Origin of the sequence: Winogradskyella sp. PG-2 (assembly GCF_000828715.1) — a bacterium.
Lineage (GTDB): Bacteria > Bacteroidota > Bacteroidia > Flavobacteriales > Flavobacteriaceae > Winogradskyella.
The window spans coordinates 2167984-2187017 of sequence record NZ_AP014583.1; the positions used below are offsets into that span (position 1 = coordinate 2167984).

The window sequence follows — 19034 nt, forward strand, 5'->3', positions numbered from 1 at the left end:
ACAATTATGATAAAAAAAATTATTAAAGATATTACACCACCAATAATCTGGACTCAGATTAATAACTCGAGATTAAAAAACTCTGAGAAATCACGGGTGATTAAAGAACCTTTTCAGCCCTTAGATAAATGGTCAAAAGAAGACCTTCCTAATAAAATATATGTTCATATACATAAATGTGCCGGTACAAGCATGTGGAATACACTAAACACATATCCAAATTTCTTGTGTTATATTGCGCGACCAGGAAGATTTTCACATGGTTTGGGATTCGATGAGATTCCGGATCATATTTGGGATAAGGCTTTTAAATTTACCATTGTGAGAAATCCTTATGATAGAGTAGTATCAGCTTATAAAATGTTTAAAGGCAAGCAGTGGTCAAATGTTTTTAATAATTTTTCAGAATTTGTAGAATTTATTCAATGGTGTGATGTCGATAATCATAATATTCCAAAATTTATTCCTACCAATACGTATGTTAAACTTGTAGATAATATTATTCATCATTGTAGCTCGTTTCATAATCCGAAATATCGAATCAATGATATGGATTATATAGGTAAGCTCGAAAATTTAAACGAGTCTCTTAATTATATAGCACCATATTTTGATGTAGAGGAAATTAATTTACCGCAATTAAACGCCACAAAAAAAGACACTTACAGAACATATTATACAGATAGAACTAGAAGTATTATAGAGGAAAAATATAAAGCTGATATAGAGAGATTTGATTATGAGTTTTAATATTTTAAATTAAAAACAACAAAAAAATCTACAATTAGTAGTTGTCAATTAGTCTTAAATATCCATGAAAATAGCTATTCTAGGTTGGTATTACCAAAATAATGCAGGCGACGACCGTATTTTAGAATGTCTAAAACGAAAAGTTTTATCTCATGGTATTACAGAAGTCGAAGTTTTTGTGGCTTGGGATGACCTAAGCAACAAGTTAAGTGTAATTAATAGTTGTGATTTTCTATTAGTAGGTGGAGGAGGATTAATACTACGTAATACCAATAGAATAGCAGAGCAATTAAAAAAAATAACAATTCCTTGGGCTTTTATAGGTGTGAGTATAGATAGTGTTGGAGACGATAACATTAAGTTTATTACTTATATCGCCAAAAATGCGAAATTCATTTTAGTTAGAGATAAGTTTAGTTTTACAACGTTTAAAACATATCGTAGTAAAGATCTTTTTCTTTCACCAGATTTAACCTTTCTATATCCTTATAAGCCAAATAACACTACAGAAAGTTATAAAGCCACAGCGTTGTCATTACGACCATGGAAGCCTAATCTCTTTAAACAGTACACCAAGAATTATCATCGTTTTAATAAACTAGCACATAAGTTTCCTTTTATAATAGATGTATTAGGACTATGGAATATTAAGCGTTTTTCTAAACGTGTTAAGACTTATGTTAAGAATTCGATTAATTTTTTACCATTACATATTCATACTGTCAATGGTGATGATGCATTAATAAAACACCATTTTAACATACATAAAGATGTAAGCTTTGATATCAATAAACTTAAAGAAAGTAATTATCTAATAGGTATGCGTTTGCATTCACTTATTTTTGCAACACAGTTAGGAGTACCATTTATAGCTGTGAGTTATGCTTCTAAAATAAATCATTATTTAGAAGATATAGGGCTAGCAGAATATATTGTAGATGTTAATAATTATAAATCGCTCTTTAAAAAAATAAAATTACTAGAGCAACGCAGAGACGATTTGTCTAAACACTTATTGCAAATTAGTAATAGTTATACAGTTGAAGTAAATAGTATAGTAGATACTATTTTTAAAGACTATATATTATGTTAAAGGAACCTATGCTATTTGTAACTAACCTACATTTTTCAAAAAATGGAAATGGTGGGCAACAGCGCACGTATCATTTAATAAAAGAGCTTTCAGCGTATTGTGATTTAGTTGTACTATCACCTTATAATAAAACAGATACTGAGGTAAGCTCTATTTCTGCTACTTTCATAGGTAATCAAGGAGTGCAACACCTTAAATATTACAGAAAAACATTTTTTCTAAGACAAATTTTTAAAGTTGTAAATGCTTTTTTAAGGACCATTGGCACTAAGCATACTAACACTATACATATGGCACCAAGTGCCTCATATGTTTTGTCAAAACAAATCCAAAAATTAAAACAACTTAAAAAATATAGAGCTTTAGAAACTATAGTTTTCGATACCTTAAATACCGTAGTTTATTTAAAAAAGGAGTTATTTTCAAATTCAATATTAAATGCGCATAATTTTGATTACGAACTTGTTTTACAACAGTATAATTCCTTAAAAGAAAGTAAAGCTAAAGATTATAAAGCAAAGCTAAATACTACATTAAAACAGTTGAATCAGTTAAAAGCATTAGAGTATAATATTGATAATTATTTTAACGAAATATGGGTATGCAGTACAGAAGATAAAAAGAAATTTAAAAATGCTAACCCAAGCACATCGGTTACCTTTTACAACTTGCCTAACGGCTCAGATACAGATAAGAGAACTTTTCAGACCGCACAGCATAACTATAAACAATTTCTTTTTGTAGGATCTTTAAATTATGCGCCCAATTATAAAGGATTACAGTGGTTTGTAGAAACCATTTTTAAGTATTTACCAAAGCACTTTCAGCTTAATATTGTGGGCAAATCACCAGATCAAATAAATTTTAAGTACGTAAAAGATTATGATAATATTAATCTTATTGGTGAGGTTAAAGATATTAGTGCTGCGTATGCAAACCACGATATACTTTTAGTACCCTTGTTAGAAGGCAGTGGCACACGACTAAAAATTTTAGAAGCCATGTCTTATGGTAAATTGGTGCTAAGCACAGCCAAAGGGATAGAAGGTATTAATGCTTTTAATGGGCAGCATTATTTAGAGTTTAATACCTTAGCAGAGTTTAATGCTTTAATACCTAAATTTAGCAATACAAGTCAGTTAAATGAGATGCGACAACATGCTAGGCATTTAGTTGAGGAATCTTACAGTTGGAAAGGTATTGTAGAAAAATACATAAAGGATAAATATGGAAAATAAACCTTTGGTATCCGTTTTAATGACGGTTTATAATAGAGAAAAGTATATAGCCGAAGCCATAGAAAGTGTTATGGCATCGACCTATAAAAATTGGGAGCTCATTATTGTAGACGATAGATCCAAGGATCAATCTGTTACCATAGCAAAGGCATACCAAGAGCAAGATAAAAGAATAAAAGTTTATATAAACGAAGAAAATCTAGGGGATTATCCTAACCGAAACAAAGCCGCATCTTACGCTAAGGGTAAATATTTAAAATATGTAGATGCTGATGATATGATATATCCTTATGGTTTACAGCAGTTAGTGTTTTACATGGAACAATTTCCAGAGGCAGGTTATGGTTTATGTTCGTTATCACAAGATAAACACCAAAAGTTTCCCTTTCAATTGAATCCGACAGAAGCTTATCAAAGACAATATTTTAAAGAAAAATTATTTCATAAAGCACCATTATCTGCAATTATAAATAAATCAATTTTTGAAAAAGCAGGAGGTTTTACCGGAAAGCGTATGTTAGGCGATTTTGAAATGTGGCATATACTTTCGCAAGAGTTCTCTGTGGTTTTAATGCCTCAAGGTATTGTATGGTATAGAGAACATGATGAGCAAGAAATGGCCGATCATAGAAGCGATCCTATGCAACCTTACAAATATGTATTATTAGCAGAAAACTTGATAAACTCGCCAAAGTGTCCTTTAAATGAAGGAGAAAAGGCTAAAGCTTTAAAGAAAATAGACTACACTAAATCTAGATCAATACTCTCGGCTACCAAGCATTACTCTTTGAGTAAAGCTTTAGAATTAAAAAGGCAAAGTAAGTTGTCCTACATTCAGATATTTTTAAACTTATTTTCAAAATAATATGAATATTTTTTTTAACTACATAAGTTATTCAATTAATAGACGTTTTCGCAAACTTTATTGGTTGTATAATTTGATGATAGCAGATTTTGGAAAAAATAAAAATTTAAGCTTTCCAATTCAAGTAGAAGGAAAAGGAGATTTAATTTTTGGAGACAATTGTAAAATAGCTAAAAATGTAAATCTTGGAATTGCGCAAAAATCTGTTTTAAAAATTGATAATGATGCTGTTTTACAAGAGAATAGCGAAATTTTATTAGGTAAAAATTCAAGCCTTGAAATTTCTAATGGTTTTAAACTTGGTTCTTATGCCAGAATATATCTACGAAAGCATTGGAAATTTGGACAAGATGTAAAAATAGAAACGTACTGTTCAATATTTGCGAGAGAACCTAACAGTTACGGAGTTTTAACAATTGGTAATGGTTCGCATATTGGTGATTATACTATTATTGATGTAGTAGATGATGTTAGTATAGGTAAAAATGTTGCGATTGGCCCTAATTGTACATTATATACTCATGATCATATATATACAGATAAGAGCTTGCCTTCATGGAAAGGTGGTTTAATTTCTAAACCTATAACAATAGAAGATGGTGCTTGGATTGGTTCAGGTGTAACAATACTTCCTGGTGTTAAAATAGGAGAAAGAGCTATAGTTGCAGCAGGATCTGTGGTTACAAAATCTGTGAATTCAAATGAAATTTATGGTGGATCTCCTGCAAAGTTTATCAAAACTATTTAAATTAGAAATGATTAATTTTTTATTCATATAAAAAATAATTTTATTATAAACCTTTGTCAATGAACGAGGAAAAATACGCAATGATAATTGGTGCTATGAAATCGGGTACTACAACCTTATTTTCTCATCTTTGTAAGCACCCAAAAATATGTAGAAGTATTAAGAAAGAACCTGAGTTTTTTTCAAAAAAAAATGAAACCAATTTTTCGGTAGAAAATTACAACGCGCTTTTTAATTTTGATACTACTATACATCAAGTAAAATTAGAAGCATCTACAGGTTATACAAAATTTCCGTCTCAATTAGATGTACCTAAACGTATATATAATTCTGGTATTAAGCCAAAATTTATTTACATCGTAAGGCATCCCATTGATAGAATAAATTCTGAAATTAACTTTTGGAGAAACCATCCTAATTGGAGCCACCCAAAAGATAATTTAGATTTATTAATTGCTAGAAGTAGTTATAATTTGCAATTATCTAAGTACGAAGAATTCTTTACCAAGGATCAAATATTAATTTTAGATTTTGATACCCTTAAAACCAATCCGCAAGTTGTAGTAGACGAGTGTTGTAAGTTCTTGGGTTTATCTACTTTTGTAATTAAAGATGAAAAAACAATTGCTAATAAAACCGACACAAAAAGTGATATTGAGCTGCGAATTAAAAAAAGATATTCAAAATTATTTAAATGGTTTCCATTTTCAATTCGACAAAAAATTAAGCATATCTTGAGAAGGCATAGTAAGACGTCTAATTGGGCATTAACCAATACGGAAATTAGTATGGTAAAAAGTCAATTAAAAAGTGATATGTATCAATTTAGGGATTCCTATGGCTTTGATATAAAAAAGTGGGATTTTTAAAGTAAATAAAAGATGAATAAGGTTTCCGTAATCATTCCTTTATATAATGCCATGCCCTTTTTTAAAGAGACAATAGATAGTGTTCTAAGACAAACGCAAGATAATTTAGAATTAATAGTTATTGATGATGGATCTACAGATGGTGCTTTAGAGCATCTAGAAGCATTAAATCTACCAAATCTTATCATTACATCTAATAAAGGTAAAGGAGCTTGTGCTGCCAGAAATTATGGATTTCAATTATCAAGTGGCGATTACATTCAGTATTTAGATGCAGATGATTTGTTAAGCGAAACTAAAATTGAAACACAAGTTAATTTGCTAAAAAATAATCCCAAAAGTATAGCCGTTTGTAGTACCAAACATTTTTACAATACTATTGATAATGGTAAGATTACAGACAGACCATTTTTAGAAAGTACTAATAACCCCAAAGAACTCTTATTAAACCTTTTTGGAGCAGATGGCAAAACCCAAAATATGGTGCAGACTAGTGCGTGGTTAACTCCTCGCACACTTATAGAAGAAGCTGGGCCTTGGGATGAGCGTTTAAAAAAAGACCAAGATGGTGAGTTTTTTTGTAGAGTTGTAACAAAAGCAGAAAACGTACTTTACTCTCCTACGGTTTTAAATTATTATAGAAAGCATGTTGGAGGTAGTAATATAGCTAGTCAAAAAAAGAGAATACATTTAGAAAGCCAATTAAAGGCATTAAACTCTAAAGCTAAACAGTTTTCTGGTCTCGAAAAAACACAGGCTTATAATAATGCTATGGCTTTACAATACAAAGTCTTGGCTATTAATGCTTATCCAAAGTTTAAAGATTTTGCGAAAGTTTGTCTAAATAGGTCTTCAGAATATGGAGGATCAAAGTATTTACCAGTTTTAGGTGGTAGGATTATAGAAATAATTAAAACTATATTAGGATGGAAAATAGCGAAATCATTCTCTTATTGGGTACATAAAATAGATTTTCGATAAGCTAACAAAAATGAAACATAAATTTTTAAAATTCTATTTGATTAAAATCAAAGAAGTTTTTAGTTTTTTAACTAGAATTCGATTTGTAAAAATTAAGTCCAATAAAAATATTTTAATATATGGTATCTCAAGAGGTGGTACAACATTATTGGCAGAAACCTTAGTAAAGCTATTAAACGCGCGCTTGGTTTGGGAGCCGCTCTTTCCTCATAATAAATCCAATTTTAGTGCAATAAACCCTTATTCAGTTGAGCAGTATTCTAAATTTCAATTAGGATGGCATCCACATATAGCCTCAGAGAATGATAAAGCGGTTAATTCGTATTTTGATGAGTTCTTTAGTTTAAAGATTAGAAATATTCGTTTTTATAGGTTTACAAACCCTAAGACTTTTAAAAGTAGTAATTACACCATACATAAGTTTTGTTTTGGTAATTTTATGTATTCGTATTTTCAAAAAAGATATAACTTTAAATCAATTATCTTATTGAGACATCCATTTGCAATTGCAGCATCTTCGCTAGGTTTTGGTGATAATTATAATTGGCATAAAGAGAATTTTGATAGCTGGTCGTATACGGATTCTAAAAAAAGTGGTGATTTTTTTAAAGGATATTTAGATAAATACGATTTAATTGTTTCGGGTTTTAGTCTGTTGGTTTTTCAAGCGGTTACACAATTTATTTATGCGCTATCTCATATAGATAAAGATAATAGTATAATAGTATATTATGAGGATTTGGTTCAGTTTCCAGAAGAAGCATTTAAAGCTATTCAGAAGATTAGTGATCAACCTTTAGACTATAATTTATTTTTAAGGATGCTTAGTAGACAAAGTTTTAGTTCACAAAAAAACCATACCAAGAAGAATACTATGGAACAGTTATCTAAATGGAAAACAGTTGCTTCGGATAAAGATTTTACGACGGATTAAAAATTTTTAAAGCATTTGATTTTAATTTGTATAGTGAAGAAGTTTTACCATTAAAAGATAATTATTATAATTAGTCTTAAATGAATAATATAAGTAATATTAGGGTGAAAAATAGCGAAATCATTCTCTTATTGGGTACATAAAATAGATTTTCGCTAAGAAGTAATAATATGAACTTTCCAAATTTTATTGTAGCTGGTGTCGCCAAATGTGGAACATCATCGCTTTGTAATTACTTAAACTTGCATCCAGATGTTTTTATGACCAAACCTAAAGAATTAAATTTTTTTGGTAGAGAAGGAGTAGAGAATAAACTCGAAGCTTATGGTAAGCATTTTGAAGGTAGTGAAGGAAAAATAGCTGGTGAAGGTTCTGTATCGTATATGCTATATTCCAAATTAGCTGCCCAACAAATAAAAACGTATATACCTAATGTAAAACTCATTGTAATGCTAAGGAACCCTTTAGACCGCTTTTACTCAGATTTTTGGTATAATGTTAATAGAGGAGCAGTAGTATATCAAAAAGGATTATTTGAAGGCGTTATAGATAATACTATAAGAGTTAATGACTCTAAAGCACGCAAAATGTCTTATCGCGAAAGTCTTATTTCAAAAGGAGATTATGCAACGCACTTAAAGGATTATTTTAAGCATATTAATAGAGATCAGATTAAAATTATCTTTTTTGAAGATTTTAAAAAAGACAGACAAGCGGTATTAGATTCGGTTTTTGAATTTATAGGTGTTAAAAACGCAAATATTGAAGTGCCAAACAAAATTTATAATAAAACTATGTATCCTGGTAAACTTAATTTTGTTTATACCACTTGGAAAAAAATAAAACCGCTTTTACCTCAAAAATGGATGCTTAAACATAAAAGCACTTTAATAAAGCTAAAAAGCACTTTTTTTTCAGATAAGAAACCAAAGTTTGATAAAAACTCGCGATCAAAACTATTAGCTATTTATAAAGATTCAATCCATGAGCTAGAGCTAATGCTAGATAAGGATTTGTCGCATTGGAAATAATCTATGTTAATAAAATTATAAGCGAACAAATCTAAATGCAAAATTTACTTTTTATAACAACATCTAGCTTAGCTGCAAACCCAAGATTGGTTAAAGAATTTGCATCTTTAAAAGCATATTATAGATGTTACGTTATTTGTTTTAGACATGAAGACTGGAGTTTGCACTTGTCCGATAATATAAAGGCGTTACATACTGATGTACAATTTATAGAAATAGATCGTAAAAAAACGCTATTAAAAACGATCTTGGCTAAAATAAAGCATAAGTTTTCTATAGTAATAAATCCTTTATTTAAAACTAACTATAAGGTATGTGCTTACGCAAGTAATGATAAGGCACCGCAATTGGTATCTTATGTGAATAAACTTAAGCGTAAGCATCAATTTTATAAAGTTATTGCGCATAATTTAGGAGCTTTTTATCCTGCCTTTAAAATAGCTAAGCACCAAAAGATAGGATTACAATTAGATATTGAGGACTTCTATCCAGGCGAAGCCTTGTACTTTAACAAAGCTCTCGAAAAAGATAATAGGCACCTTATTATGCAACAAAGTTTTAACAATGCAATTGCCATTACATATGCTTCAAAAGGTATAGAGAAACAATGCAATACTTTATATAGTATTCAACCAGGCATTAAACAATTAACTGTTATTAACGCTTTTGAAAGTAGAGACTTTAATAAACCACGCGTTCATAAGTCTAAGACTATAAAATGCGTGTGGTTTTCGCAGCATATTGGCCCAAATAGAGGTTTAGAACAAGTTTTTGAAGCGGCTAAAAAGCATCCAGAGTTTCAGTTTCATCTTATAGGCAATCAAAACCAAGACTATTTATCTGGGAAAACTATAAGTTCTAATATTAAGTTTCACGATATTATGCCGCAATCAGAGCTACATAAAATGTTAAGTACTATGGATATAGGTTTAGCTTTAGAGCGTAAAGATGCAGATTTAAATAGAGATATTTGCCTTACCAATAAATTCTTAGCCTACGCGCAAGCAGGTTTATATATTTTAGCGACTAATACTTTTGGTCAACGCGATTTTTTAAAAGCATTAAATTATCTTGCAGGCGAAATAATTATGGATAGTTTATCACAATCTTTAGCACAGCTTAATACTAAACATTTAAGTTATGAAAACAGATTACACAGATGGCAACAAGCTAAATCGTTTTCTTGGCAAAACGAAGAAATAAAGCTTTTAAAATTACTAGAATGAAAACAGTCTTAATTATATATCCGCATTGGGTGCCAGCTAATTTAGCAGGTGTGCAAAGACCAAGGCTTATAGGAAATTACCTTAAGCAATTTGGCTGGAAACCTTTGTTGCTTACTGTAGAGTCTAAATATTATGAAGAAAAGTTAGATCCTTTAATGGAAAAAACAGTTTCTAAAGATATTGAGGTTATTTACACAAAAGCTTACAAAGTCACCAAACCTAGAATTATTGGAGATATAGGTTTGCGCGGATTTCCATTTCTTAAAAAAGAAGCACTCAAAATTTGTAGAGAACGACAAATTGATTTTATATGGATTCCCATTCCATCCTTTTATACTGCCATTTTAGGTCGCATAGTCCATAATAAAACTAACATTCCTTATGGTATTGATTATATAGATCCTTGGGTAAGGGATATTACCAATCAAAATAATGTTAGAGCAAAATTAAGTCAATTGGTGGCTAAAACCTTAGAACCTTATGCCGTAAAAAAAGCAGCGTTGATAACAGGTGTATCTACTCCATATTATCAATCTGTTATGGATAGAAATTTTAAAATAGAACCTACACATGCAGGTATGCCTTATGGATTTGATCCCAATGATCATAAAATAGAATTATCTGATTTAAAATATCCTTGGGATGATAACAAAGGTTGTAAACCATGGATCTATGCAGGCGCATTTTTACCAAACTCACATCTGTTTGTGCAATCGTTTTTTGAAAGTATAGCTCAACTTAAAAATGAAGGGAAATGGGATAATAGCATTAGACTTTACTTTGTTGGAACAGGTTTATATCCGGCAAAACGAATTACAGCTTATGCTAAAGATTATGGATTAGAAGAAATTGTCGTAGAGTATCGTGATCGTTTTCCTTTTTTACACATTCTAAACTTTTTGTCTAAAGCAAATCGTGTCATGCTTTTTGGTAGTACTGAAAAACACTATACTGCTTCTAAAACGTTTCAATGTTTGTTGAGTGAACGACCACTTTTGTCAATGTTGCACAATGAGAGTTCTGCAGTTGAGGTTATTAAGCAGGTAAATGCAAGTGATTTTTTAATGCCTTATAAAGACAATGATTCAAAAGAAAATATAGTCAATAAATTAAAACCTATCATAGAGAAGTTTCAAGAAGAGGTAACTTGGCGTCTAGATTTAGAACCTTTAGATAAATATACCTCTAAGCAATCGGCAAAAGTTTTGGCAGAAGCAATGGACAAAGCTTTACAAACACAATAATCATTTAATACATAGTAATGAAGAAAAAATTGGCTATTGTTTCAACACATCCAATACAATATAATGCTCCTTGGTTTCAATTATTGGCAGGGCGAGGAAATGTGGATTTGAAGGTTTTCTATACATGGTCACAATCTAAAACATCAGTAAAAGATAAAGTTTTTGGAAAAAATATTGAATGGGATATTCCACTTTTAGATGGCTATGAGTATGAATTTGTAGATAATATTTCAAAAAAGCCGGGTTCTCATCATTTCTTTGGTATTGATTGTCCAAGTTTAATAGATAGGCTTAAGCATTTTCAGCCTAATGCCATTTTATTTTTTGGTTGGAATTTTAAAAGCCACTTTAAGGCCATGCGTCACTTTCACGGCAAAGTACCTGTATGGTTTAGAGGGGATTCGACATTATTAGATGAAACAGTAGGTTTAAAGACAAAGGTAAGGAGACAAATACTCACTAAAGTTTATAAATATGTAGACAAAGCTTTTTATGTTGGTGAAGCAAGCAAAATGTATTTTTTAAAACATGGTTTAAAAGTTAATGAATTGGTATATGCAGCGCATGCTATTGATAATAATAGATTTGGAGATGATAAGAATAAAAGCTCTTCTAAAGATGCTTTACAATGGCGTACAGAACTTGGATATACATCTGATGATATAGTTGTTGTATTTGCTGGTAAGCTAGAACCTAAAAAACAACCAGATTTTTTAATAAATGCATTTAAAAATGCTAAAAATAAAACCTCTAATTCTTTGCAATTGTTGGTTGTTGGAAATGGACCTATGGAGAACGAGTTGAAAGATGAAAAGCATCAAGATATTAAATTTATTCCATTTCAAAATCAAACAAAAATGCCATTAGTTTATAGGTTGGGAGCTATATTGTGCTTACCTTCTAAAGGTCCAGGAGAGACATGGGGACTTGCTGTAAATGAAGCAATGGCTAGTGGTAAACCTGTAATAGTTTCAGATAAGGTAGGTTGTTCATTAGATTTAGTTAATCAAAGTACAGGTTTTGTTTTTAAACATAATAAGGTAGAAGAATTAACAAATATACTAGTAAATTTGAATCAATCATCATTGAGTGAAATGGGTGAAAATGCCAAAGAAAGTATAAAGGATTATAGTTTTATAAATATTGTTAAGGCAATAGAAGTAAATTTATTAGATGGATAATAAAACAAAACCACATATTAGTGTTGTATTGCCAGTTTATACAGGCATGGCCTTTTTACAGCAATCCGTAGAGTCTGTCCTTAATCAAGATGATACTGGGATTAATTTTGAGTTTTTAATATGTGATGATTGCTCTAAAGATGATAGCTACCAATATTTAACTACTATAAAAGATTCTAGAGTTAAAATCTTCAGAAATGAAGAAAATAAAGGGTTGTTTCCCACCTTAAATTTTTTGATAAAAAACGCGACTTCAGATTTAGTTCATCTATGGGCTCAAGATGATGTGATGTTGAAGAATTGTTTAAAAGAAATGGTGGGACTTCATAAGGAATTTCCAGACGTAAAATTTAGTTTTTCTCGTTTGCAAGGTATAGATGCCGATGGAAATTATTTAAAATCACCCGAACTATTTAAAAATAAAACCTTATCTGTTGAAGATCATGCAATAAGTTCTTTGTTATATGGAAGTATTGCAGGTAATATAGCTAACGTATGCCTCGTAAAAGATGCTTGCGCAGAAGTGGGTTATTTTGATGAGTCTATGATATATGTAGGTGATTTTAAAATGTGGTGTTTACTATCAAAAGATGCGCCAATAGGAATGTATGGTAATGTACTAGTCAATGTAAGGCAACATACAGGTCAACTAAGTAGAAATTTAGACGCCTCTTATTATAGGATGACAGAAAACTATGAAGTTTATCAATGTTTTTTATCTACTTTAAGACCACAATTAAGAGAACAACTTAATAAAACCATAAAATGGAAAATTTATCCTACTTATCTTAATCAGTACTTTTTTATATTAAAAAGTAAAAGGTTTGATTTAGCAAAAAAATATAGAAAAGAGCTTAATAAGTATGATAATGTTTTTGCAATGTTTTTTAAATGGAGTATTATCAGAGTTCTTAGGCTTTTTAAACTCGAAGAAAAGTTTTACGAGGTTATGTTTTACAATAAAATAAAAAAACTAAAACAAAAAAACTAACCTAACAATAATAATAGATTGGATCAAAATATTATTATCATAGCAGGAATGCATAGGTCAGGCACATCATTGTCTGGTAATCTCCTTGAGCAATCGGGCTTATTTATTGGTGACCGCTTGCTATCTGATGGTTTTGATAATAAGAATGGACATTTTGAAGATTTAGAGATTCTAGGTATTCATGAAACAGATTTAAGATTAAAACAACTCGATACAACAGGACTAAAAGGTGAAATAAAAGGTAATTTAAAATTTGAATCTGAGACAGAGACTAAAATCGAAAAGTTTTTAGTAAAACGAGTTGATCAATCAATTTGGGGATGGAAAGAACCAAGAACTACATTGTATCTACAAGCATGGAAAGATAAATTACCTAAAGCAAAATGTATTGCTATTTATAGAGATTATGATGATGTAGAAAATTCCTTAATTAGACGTTATCGTTACAAGCTTAAGTTTGGTGTTGGTATGAGTTATAGAGTTAGGCTAAAGCATATGTTATTTTATCCAATTAATGTTTTTATTAAAAAGCGCGAAGCACACAAAGCTTGGAGCATTTACAATAAAAATATTCTTGAATTTAAAAAACAATACCCTGAAGATGTTATCATAGTAGAGCTTAATCATTTTTTGAGTAATTATAATGATGTTATTACTTATGCTAATGAGAAATTTTCTTCTAACCTGCAACATATAGATGTAAACGAGATTTTTGAGAAACCACTTCTTAATACTAATAAAGAAAAAGCATATAAAATTAGAGTTTTCCCAAAAAAGCAATTAGATACCATATTGATGAAGTTAAAAAACAACGCGCTGTGGATTTAAGTCAAAAAAAACTGATACTTATCTTTTTAGTAGTGACTTTAATTTTCTCAATTATTGGTCCTCATTTTTTGTCTTCATTTTTAGCTTTTATCCCCTTAGTAGTGGTAATTGCACTATTTTTTAAGTTAAGAAACCCAATCTTTCTTACTGTTTTTTTGGCACTAGTATTTCAATGGTTACAAATAAATATTAAAATTATATATGGAAATATAGTGAACGTCCCATTGGAGTTACAATTTAGTTTTCATCAAGATGGTGATTTTTTATATACTGCCAATGCTTTAAGTAATATAGGGCTAATATCTTTTGCATTGGGGCTTTACTTACCTTTAAAAAAGAGATTTAAAGATTTTGATATGGTGAAAAGTATAGATATAAAATATAGCCCTAAAAAAATATTAATAAGCTATATTATATTTTCTATAGGGATTTCTTTTTTATTTCTAATCCGCAATAGTATATCAGGAATCAATACAATAGTTGTAGCGTTCTCAAAACTAAAATGGGGATTATTATTGTTAACCATTGTTTATTGTAATTTTTTTGATGAAAAGAAAAAATTACTCTATATGGTTATTGCTGTTGAAATATTTTTAGGATTTACGGGCTATTTTTCAGCGTTTAAGGATATTATACTAATAATTGTATTGGCACTATTGTCTTTGCAAGCTGAGTTAAACTCTAAGGCTCTAATTAGGTTTTCTTTTATTTTTGTTATAGGGTTGACGCTGGGGCTTTTGTGGTCAGCAATTAAAATGGATTACAGATCTTACCTAGCCGGTGGAGAGTATTCTCAAAAAGTAGTTGTAAGTAAGTCGGAGGCTATTAATGAAATGATAAATCAAATGTCTAATGTAACTACAGAAGATATTGGTTTTGCATCAGAAGCATTATTAGATAGAGTTAGCTATATTGAGTTTTTCTCAATAGTATTAAGAAATGTACCTAATTACATAGCTTACGAAAACGGAGAAATTATAAAAGAGTCTACATTATTTTATTTTAAACCTAGAATATTTTTCCCAAATAAACCTGCCATTGATGATTCTGATCATACCAATAGGTATACCAGACTAGACTTAATGGATGATGGTAAGGCATCTCACAGCATCGGTTTTATGACAGACGCATATATAGATTTTGGACCTTTTGGTATGATGGTTTTATTATTAGTTCTTGGTTACGTATTTGGGTGGTCTATGAATATTCTAATTATAAAATCGCCAAATATGTTTTGGGCTATTATCTTTATAATACCATTCTACTTCTTAATTAGCATTTACAGTTTTAATATGATAAAAGTTATTGGCAATTTTGTGACTTATTTGATACCAATATTCTTGATTAGAAAGTTGATATTTAGATATTTCAATAAATATTTTTTAAAATAGTGAAAGTGAAATTAAATCTATTTTTTAGAAAATCTGAGATTGGTTTTTATAGTATTGAAACTGTTTTTAAGACTATTGAGCCGTTCTTTGATAAAAGGTATGACTTAAATAATTTGAGTTTACCAAATTCTGATCTTAGTTATAAAGCGATAAAATCAAACTTAAAATATTCTTCTAGAAACAGAGCAGATATTAATCATATTACTGGCCATATCAACTATATAGCATTGGCAACGGGTAAAAATACTGTTTTGACCATTCATGATATGATTTCTGCACTTCAAGGCCATCCACTGAAAAGATTTTTTATGTTATGTTTTTGGTTTTGGATACCTGCGTTATTTGTAAAACGTATTACAGTAATTTCTGAGCATACTAAAAGAGAAGTTTTTAGATATATACCATTTGCTAAATCTAAGGTGGTAGTAATTAATAATCCTATTGGTAATAATTTTGAGTATTTTCCAAAGGAATTTAACAGATTGAAGCCTAATATTTTATGCGTAGGAACAAAATCTAATAAAAACCTTGACAGAATCTTTAAAGCTTTAGCATCGATAGATTGTAAGCTTACTATTATAGGGAAGCTAGAAAATGGAACAAAACGTTTATTGGAGGAGTACCAAATTAATTATTTAAGTTTAGTAGATCTATCAGAAGAGGAAGTTATAAAAGCATATAAAGATTGTGACTTATTATGTTTTGCATCTCTATACGAAGGTTTTGGAATGCCAATTATAGAGGCTCAAGCTATCGGAAGACCAGTAATAACATCAAACTTTGGTGCTATGAAAGAAATCTCAAAGGGCACAACCTGTTTAGTAGATCCTTTAGAGGTAAACTCTATTCAGAATGGAATTGAAAAAATTATAAGTGATGAATCTTACCGCCAAGAACTAGTAAGTAAGGGTATAAAGAACGCAAAAAGATTTAAAGCAGAGTTTATTGCAGAAAAGTATATTAAAGTCTATGAAGACATTTTAAACGGATGAACAAAATAAAAATATTGATTACTATAGATTGGTTTTTACCAGGTACTTTATCTGGTGGGCCAGTTCGTTCGTATGCCAATTTAATAGAACATTTAAAAGATGATTTTGAGTTTTATATTATAACCAGAAATACAGATTATGGATTAGATGAGGCTTACGAAAATATTATACCTAATACTTGGATATCATTTAACGATTATACAAAAATATATTATATAGCATCATCAGATTTAAATAAAAGGCATCTCAAAAAAATTATAAGCTCCACTGATTTTGATGTAGCGTATATAAATGGTATCTATAGTTGGTATTTTTCTATACTTCCAGTTTTTTTATTGAAAAAAATAAAGAAACCAATTATTATATCTGCTCGCGGAATGCTCAATTCTCAAGCTTTTTCAGTTAAAGGAACTAAGAAAAAAGTTTATTTGATATTAGCCAAACTATTATATATTTATAAAGATGTAAAGTTTCATGCAACTAATGAAGATGAAGCTAAATGTATAAAAAATGAAATTGGTCAAAATACATTTGTAAGCATTGCCCCGAATTTGCCAAGAAGGGTACACGAAAAATTAAATAGTAAAATTGCAAAACAAAATCCCACTAGATTCGTAAACATTGCAAGAATAGCAATAGAGAAAGGAACTCTTAAAATGCTTGAGAGTATAAAAGATATTAAACAACCTATAATATTAGATATTTATGGCCCAATATATGATAAAGGGTATTGGAATAAATGTAAAGATGTTATTTCTACATTACCCAATCATATCAGTGTTAATTATAAGGGTATAATTAAAAGTGATGAAGTGCCTTTAACTCTTGTGAAATATGACTTTTTTGTATTATTATCTGAAGGCGAAAACTTTGGACACGCAATATTGGAGGGATTATCAGCGGGTTTGCCAGTTATTATTTCTGACCAAACCCCATGGAAAAATTTAGAAGCTAAATCTATAGGTTGGGATATTAAAATAGCAAATAATGCTAAGATTATTAAAGCTTTTAATGATGCAATACATATGCCTAATGAAGATTATATGATATGGTCTCAAGCTGCATTCGATTTTGCTAAAACATTTATTGAAAATCCAGAACTTATACAACAAAATAAAGCCTTATTTTTGAACACTATTAATAATTAATGAAATGAAAAGAATATTAATAACTGGAGGGGCTGGTTTTGTTGGCTCGCATTTATGTGAGCGATTGCTTAATGAAGGTAATGAAATCATCTGTTTAGATAATTACTTTACAGGCTCTAAAAGAAATATAGAGCATTTAATGGATCACCATTATTTCGAATTAGTAAGACACGATATCACCAATCCTTACATGGTTGAGGTTGATGAAATCTATAATTTGGCGTGTCCAGCGTCACCAGTACATTATCAATACAATCCTATAAAAACCATAAAGACATCAGTTATGGGCGCTATTAATATGTTAGGTTTAGCCAAGCGGGTTGGTGCAAAAATTTTGCAAGCATCTACTAGTGAAGTCTATGGAGATCCATCTGTACACCCACAACCAGAGAGTTATTGGGGTAATGTAAATCCTATTGGTTTGCGATCGTGCTATGACGAAGGCAAACGTTGTGCAGAAACGTTGTTTATGGATTATCACAATAGTAATAAAGTAGCTATTAAAATCATACGAATTTTTAATACCTATGGTCCAAGAATGCACCCACAAGATGGACGTGTGGTGTCTAATTTTATTGTACAAGCTTTGCAAGGTGAAGATATCACTATTTTTGGAGAAGGTACTCAGACACGTAGTTTTCAGTATGTTGATGATTTAGTCGAAGGAACTATCCGTATGATGAATAGTAGAGACGGTTTTACAGGGCCCGTAAATATTGGTAATCCTGTAGAATTCACAATGCTTCAACTCGCACAAGAAGTGATCGATTTAACAAATTCAAAATCTAAACTTATTCATTTGCCTTTGCCTCAAGATGATCCAATGCAACGCAAACCAGATATTAGCTTAGCACATAAGGAATTGAATGGTTGGGAACCTAAAATCCCCTTAAGAGAAGGATTAAAACATACAATAGGATATTTTGATGATTTATTAAAATCGGATGTTTCCATACACTAAGGATAAGTGTTGAAAACGGATTTATCAACATATAATAACGATTGGTATCAACCAGGATCTAAGGTAAAACGTTTGCTTTGGTATATGGTTAGTATTATTTTTTTTGAAAGTGCTTGGAATGTATCATCGGCTTTAAAAGTCTTTTGGCTTAGACGATTTGGGGCAACATTAGGCAAGGGAGTCGTAATAAAACCAAAAGTGACGATAAAATATCCTTGGAAACTTAAAATTGGTAATCACTGTTGGATTGGAGAAAAGGCTTGGATAGATAATTTAGATCAAGTAACTCTAGAAGATCATGTTTGTATATCTCAAGGTGCATTACTACTTTGTGGTAACCATAATTATAAAACGACTAGCTTTGATTTAATTGTTGCGCCGATTATTCTCAGAGAAGGGAGTTGGGTTGGTGCTAAAGCCTCCGTGGCGCCAGGTGTAAGGTTACACTCTCATGCTGTTTTAACCATGGGTTCAGTTGCAACAAAAGATTTAGAGGCTTATGGTATTTATAGCGGCAATCCGGCCAAAAAAATAAAAATGCGAACCTTTACCTCATATTAATC

General features: G+C 30.4%; 19 protein-coding genes. All 19 read left to right on the forward strand.

The genetic code is table 11. From position 1 onward, the window contains the following. Positions 1 to 6: 6 nt before the first annotated feature. The 19 genes from WPG_RS17435 to WPG_RS09650 all read left to right on the forward strand — a co-directional run bounded on the left by WPG_RS17435 (position 7) and on the right by WPG_RS09650 (position 19032). Positions 7 to 750, forward strand: coding sequence for a sulfotransferase family 2 domain-containing protein (locus WPG_RS17435; protein WP_052471208.1), 744 nt, complete (start codon positions 7 to 9; stop codon positions 748 to 750). A 64-nt stretch (positions 751 to 814) separates the two neighbouring features. Further along, positions 815 to 1843 carry a polysaccharide pyruvyl transferase family protein gene (locus WPG_RS09565; RefSeq protein ID WP_045471796.1) on the forward strand — a complete coding sequence of 343 codons (1029 nt, stop codon included), beginning with the start codon at positions 815 to 817 and terminating at the stop codon, positions 1841 to 1843. Beyond that, the gene (locus WPG_RS09570) at positions 1837 to 3081 is read left to right on the forward strand and encodes a glycosyltransferase (RefSeq protein ID WP_045471799.1); all 1245 of its coding nucleotides are present in this window, start codon (positions 1837 to 1839) and stop codon (positions 3079 to 3081) included. The genes WPG_RS09565 and WPG_RS09570 overlap by 7 nt, the downstream gene beginning before the upstream one ends. Further along, positions 3071 to 3946 (forward strand): glycosyltransferase family 2 protein, encoded by an 876-nt coding sequence (locus WPG_RS17440; RefSeq protein WP_052471209.1) that lies wholly within the window; start codon positions 3071 to 3073, stop codon positions 3944 to 3946. The genes WPG_RS09570 and WPG_RS17440 overlap by 11 nt, the downstream gene beginning before the upstream one ends. A gap of 76 nt (positions 3947 to 4022) precedes the next feature. Then, entirely contained in the window at positions 4023 to 4694 is a 672-nt protein-coding gene (locus tag WPG_RS17445; protein ID WP_052471210.1) for an acyltransferase, read from the forward strand. A 59-nt stretch (positions 4695 to 4753) separates the two neighbouring features. Further along, complete coding sequence (locus WPG_RS09585; protein WP_045471802.1) at positions 4754 to 5563, forward strand: sulfotransferase domain-containing protein; 810 nt, start codon at positions 4754 to 4756, stop codon at positions 5561 to 5563. A gap of 12 nt (positions 5564 to 5575) precedes the next feature. Further along, positions 5576 to 6544 (forward strand): glycosyltransferase family 2 protein, encoded by a 969-nt coding sequence (locus tag WPG_RS09590; RefSeq protein WP_052471211.1) that lies wholly within the window; start codon positions 5576 to 5578, stop codon positions 6542 to 6544. Positions 6545 to 6554: 10 nt separating this feature from the next. After that, positions 6555 to 7478, forward strand: a complete 924-nt coding sequence (locus WPG_RS09595) for a sulfotransferase domain-containing protein (RefSeq protein WP_045471804.1) — start codon at positions 6555 to 6557, stop codon at positions 7476 to 7478. Between the two features lie 170 nt (positions 7479 to 7648). Next, positions 7649 to 8509, forward strand: coding sequence for a sulfotransferase domain-containing protein (locus WPG_RS09600; RefSeq protein WP_045471806.1), 861 nt, complete (start codon positions 7649 to 7651; stop codon positions 8507 to 8509). A 35-nt stretch (positions 8510 to 8544) separates the two neighbouring features. Further along, complete coding sequence (locus WPG_RS09605; RefSeq protein ID WP_045471808.1) at positions 8545 to 9735, forward strand: hypothetical protein; 1191 nt, start codon at positions 8545 to 8547, stop codon at positions 9733 to 9735. Further along, complete coding sequence (locus WPG_RS09610; RefSeq protein ID WP_045471810.1) at positions 9732 to 10979, forward strand: hypothetical protein; 1248 nt, start codon at positions 9732 to 9734, stop codon at positions 10977 to 10979. The genes WPG_RS09605 and WPG_RS09610 overlap by 4 nt, the downstream gene beginning before the upstream one ends. A 17-nt stretch (positions 10980 to 10996) precedes the next feature. Beyond that, on the forward strand, positions 10997 to 12160 hold the full coding sequence (locus WPG_RS09615) for a glycosyltransferase family 4 protein (protein ID WP_045471812.1): 1164 nt from the start codon (positions 10997 to 10999) through the stop codon (positions 12158 to 12160). Further along, on the forward strand, positions 12153 to 13151 hold the full coding sequence (locus WPG_RS09620) for a glycosyltransferase family 2 protein (protein WP_045471815.1): 999 nt from the start codon (positions 12153 to 12155) through the stop codon (positions 13149 to 13151). The genes WPG_RS09615 and WPG_RS09620 overlap by 8 nt, the downstream gene beginning before the upstream one ends. An 18-nt stretch (positions 13152 to 13169) precedes the next feature. Beyond that, the gene (locus tag WPG_RS09625) at positions 13170 to 13979 is read left to right on the forward strand and encodes a hypothetical protein (RefSeq protein ID WP_144374447.1); all 810 of its coding nucleotides are present in this window, start codon (positions 13170 to 13172) and stop codon (positions 13977 to 13979) included. Next, a complete protein-coding gene (locus tag WPG_RS09630) occupies positions 13970 to 15370 on the forward strand; it encodes a hypothetical protein (protein ID WP_045471822.1) in 1401 nt (466 codons plus the stop codon). The genes WPG_RS09625 and WPG_RS09630 overlap by 10 nt, the downstream gene beginning before the upstream one ends. A gap of 5 nt (positions 15371 to 15375) precedes the next feature. Then, positions 15376 to 16362 carry a glycosyltransferase family 4 protein gene (locus WPG_RS09635; protein WP_045475417.1) on the forward strand — a complete coding sequence of 329 codons (987 nt, stop codon included), beginning with the start codon at positions 15376 to 15378 and terminating at the stop codon, positions 16360 to 16362. Further along, positions 16359 to 17510, forward strand: coding sequence for a glycosyltransferase (locus WPG_RS09640; protein WP_052471213.1), 1152 nt, complete (start codon positions 16359 to 16361; stop codon positions 17508 to 17510). Before WPG_RS09635 ends, WPG_RS09640 begins: the two co-directional genes overlap by 4 nt. A 4-nt stretch (positions 17511 to 17514) precedes the next feature. Further along, on the forward strand, positions 17515 to 18471 hold the full coding sequence (locus WPG_RS09645; protein WP_045471825.1) for a UDP-glucuronic acid decarboxylase family protein: 957 nt from the start codon (positions 17515 to 17517) through the stop codon (positions 18469 to 18471). A gap of 9 nt (positions 18472 to 18480) precedes the next feature. Next, positions 18481 to 19032: a WcaF family extracellular polysaccharide biosynthesis acetyltransferase gene (locus WPG_RS09650; RefSeq protein WP_231850165.1), complete on the forward strand. Its 552-nt coding sequence runs from the start codon at positions 18481 to 18483 to the stop codon at positions 19030 to 19032. Positions 19033 to 19034: the final 2 nt, after the last annotated feature.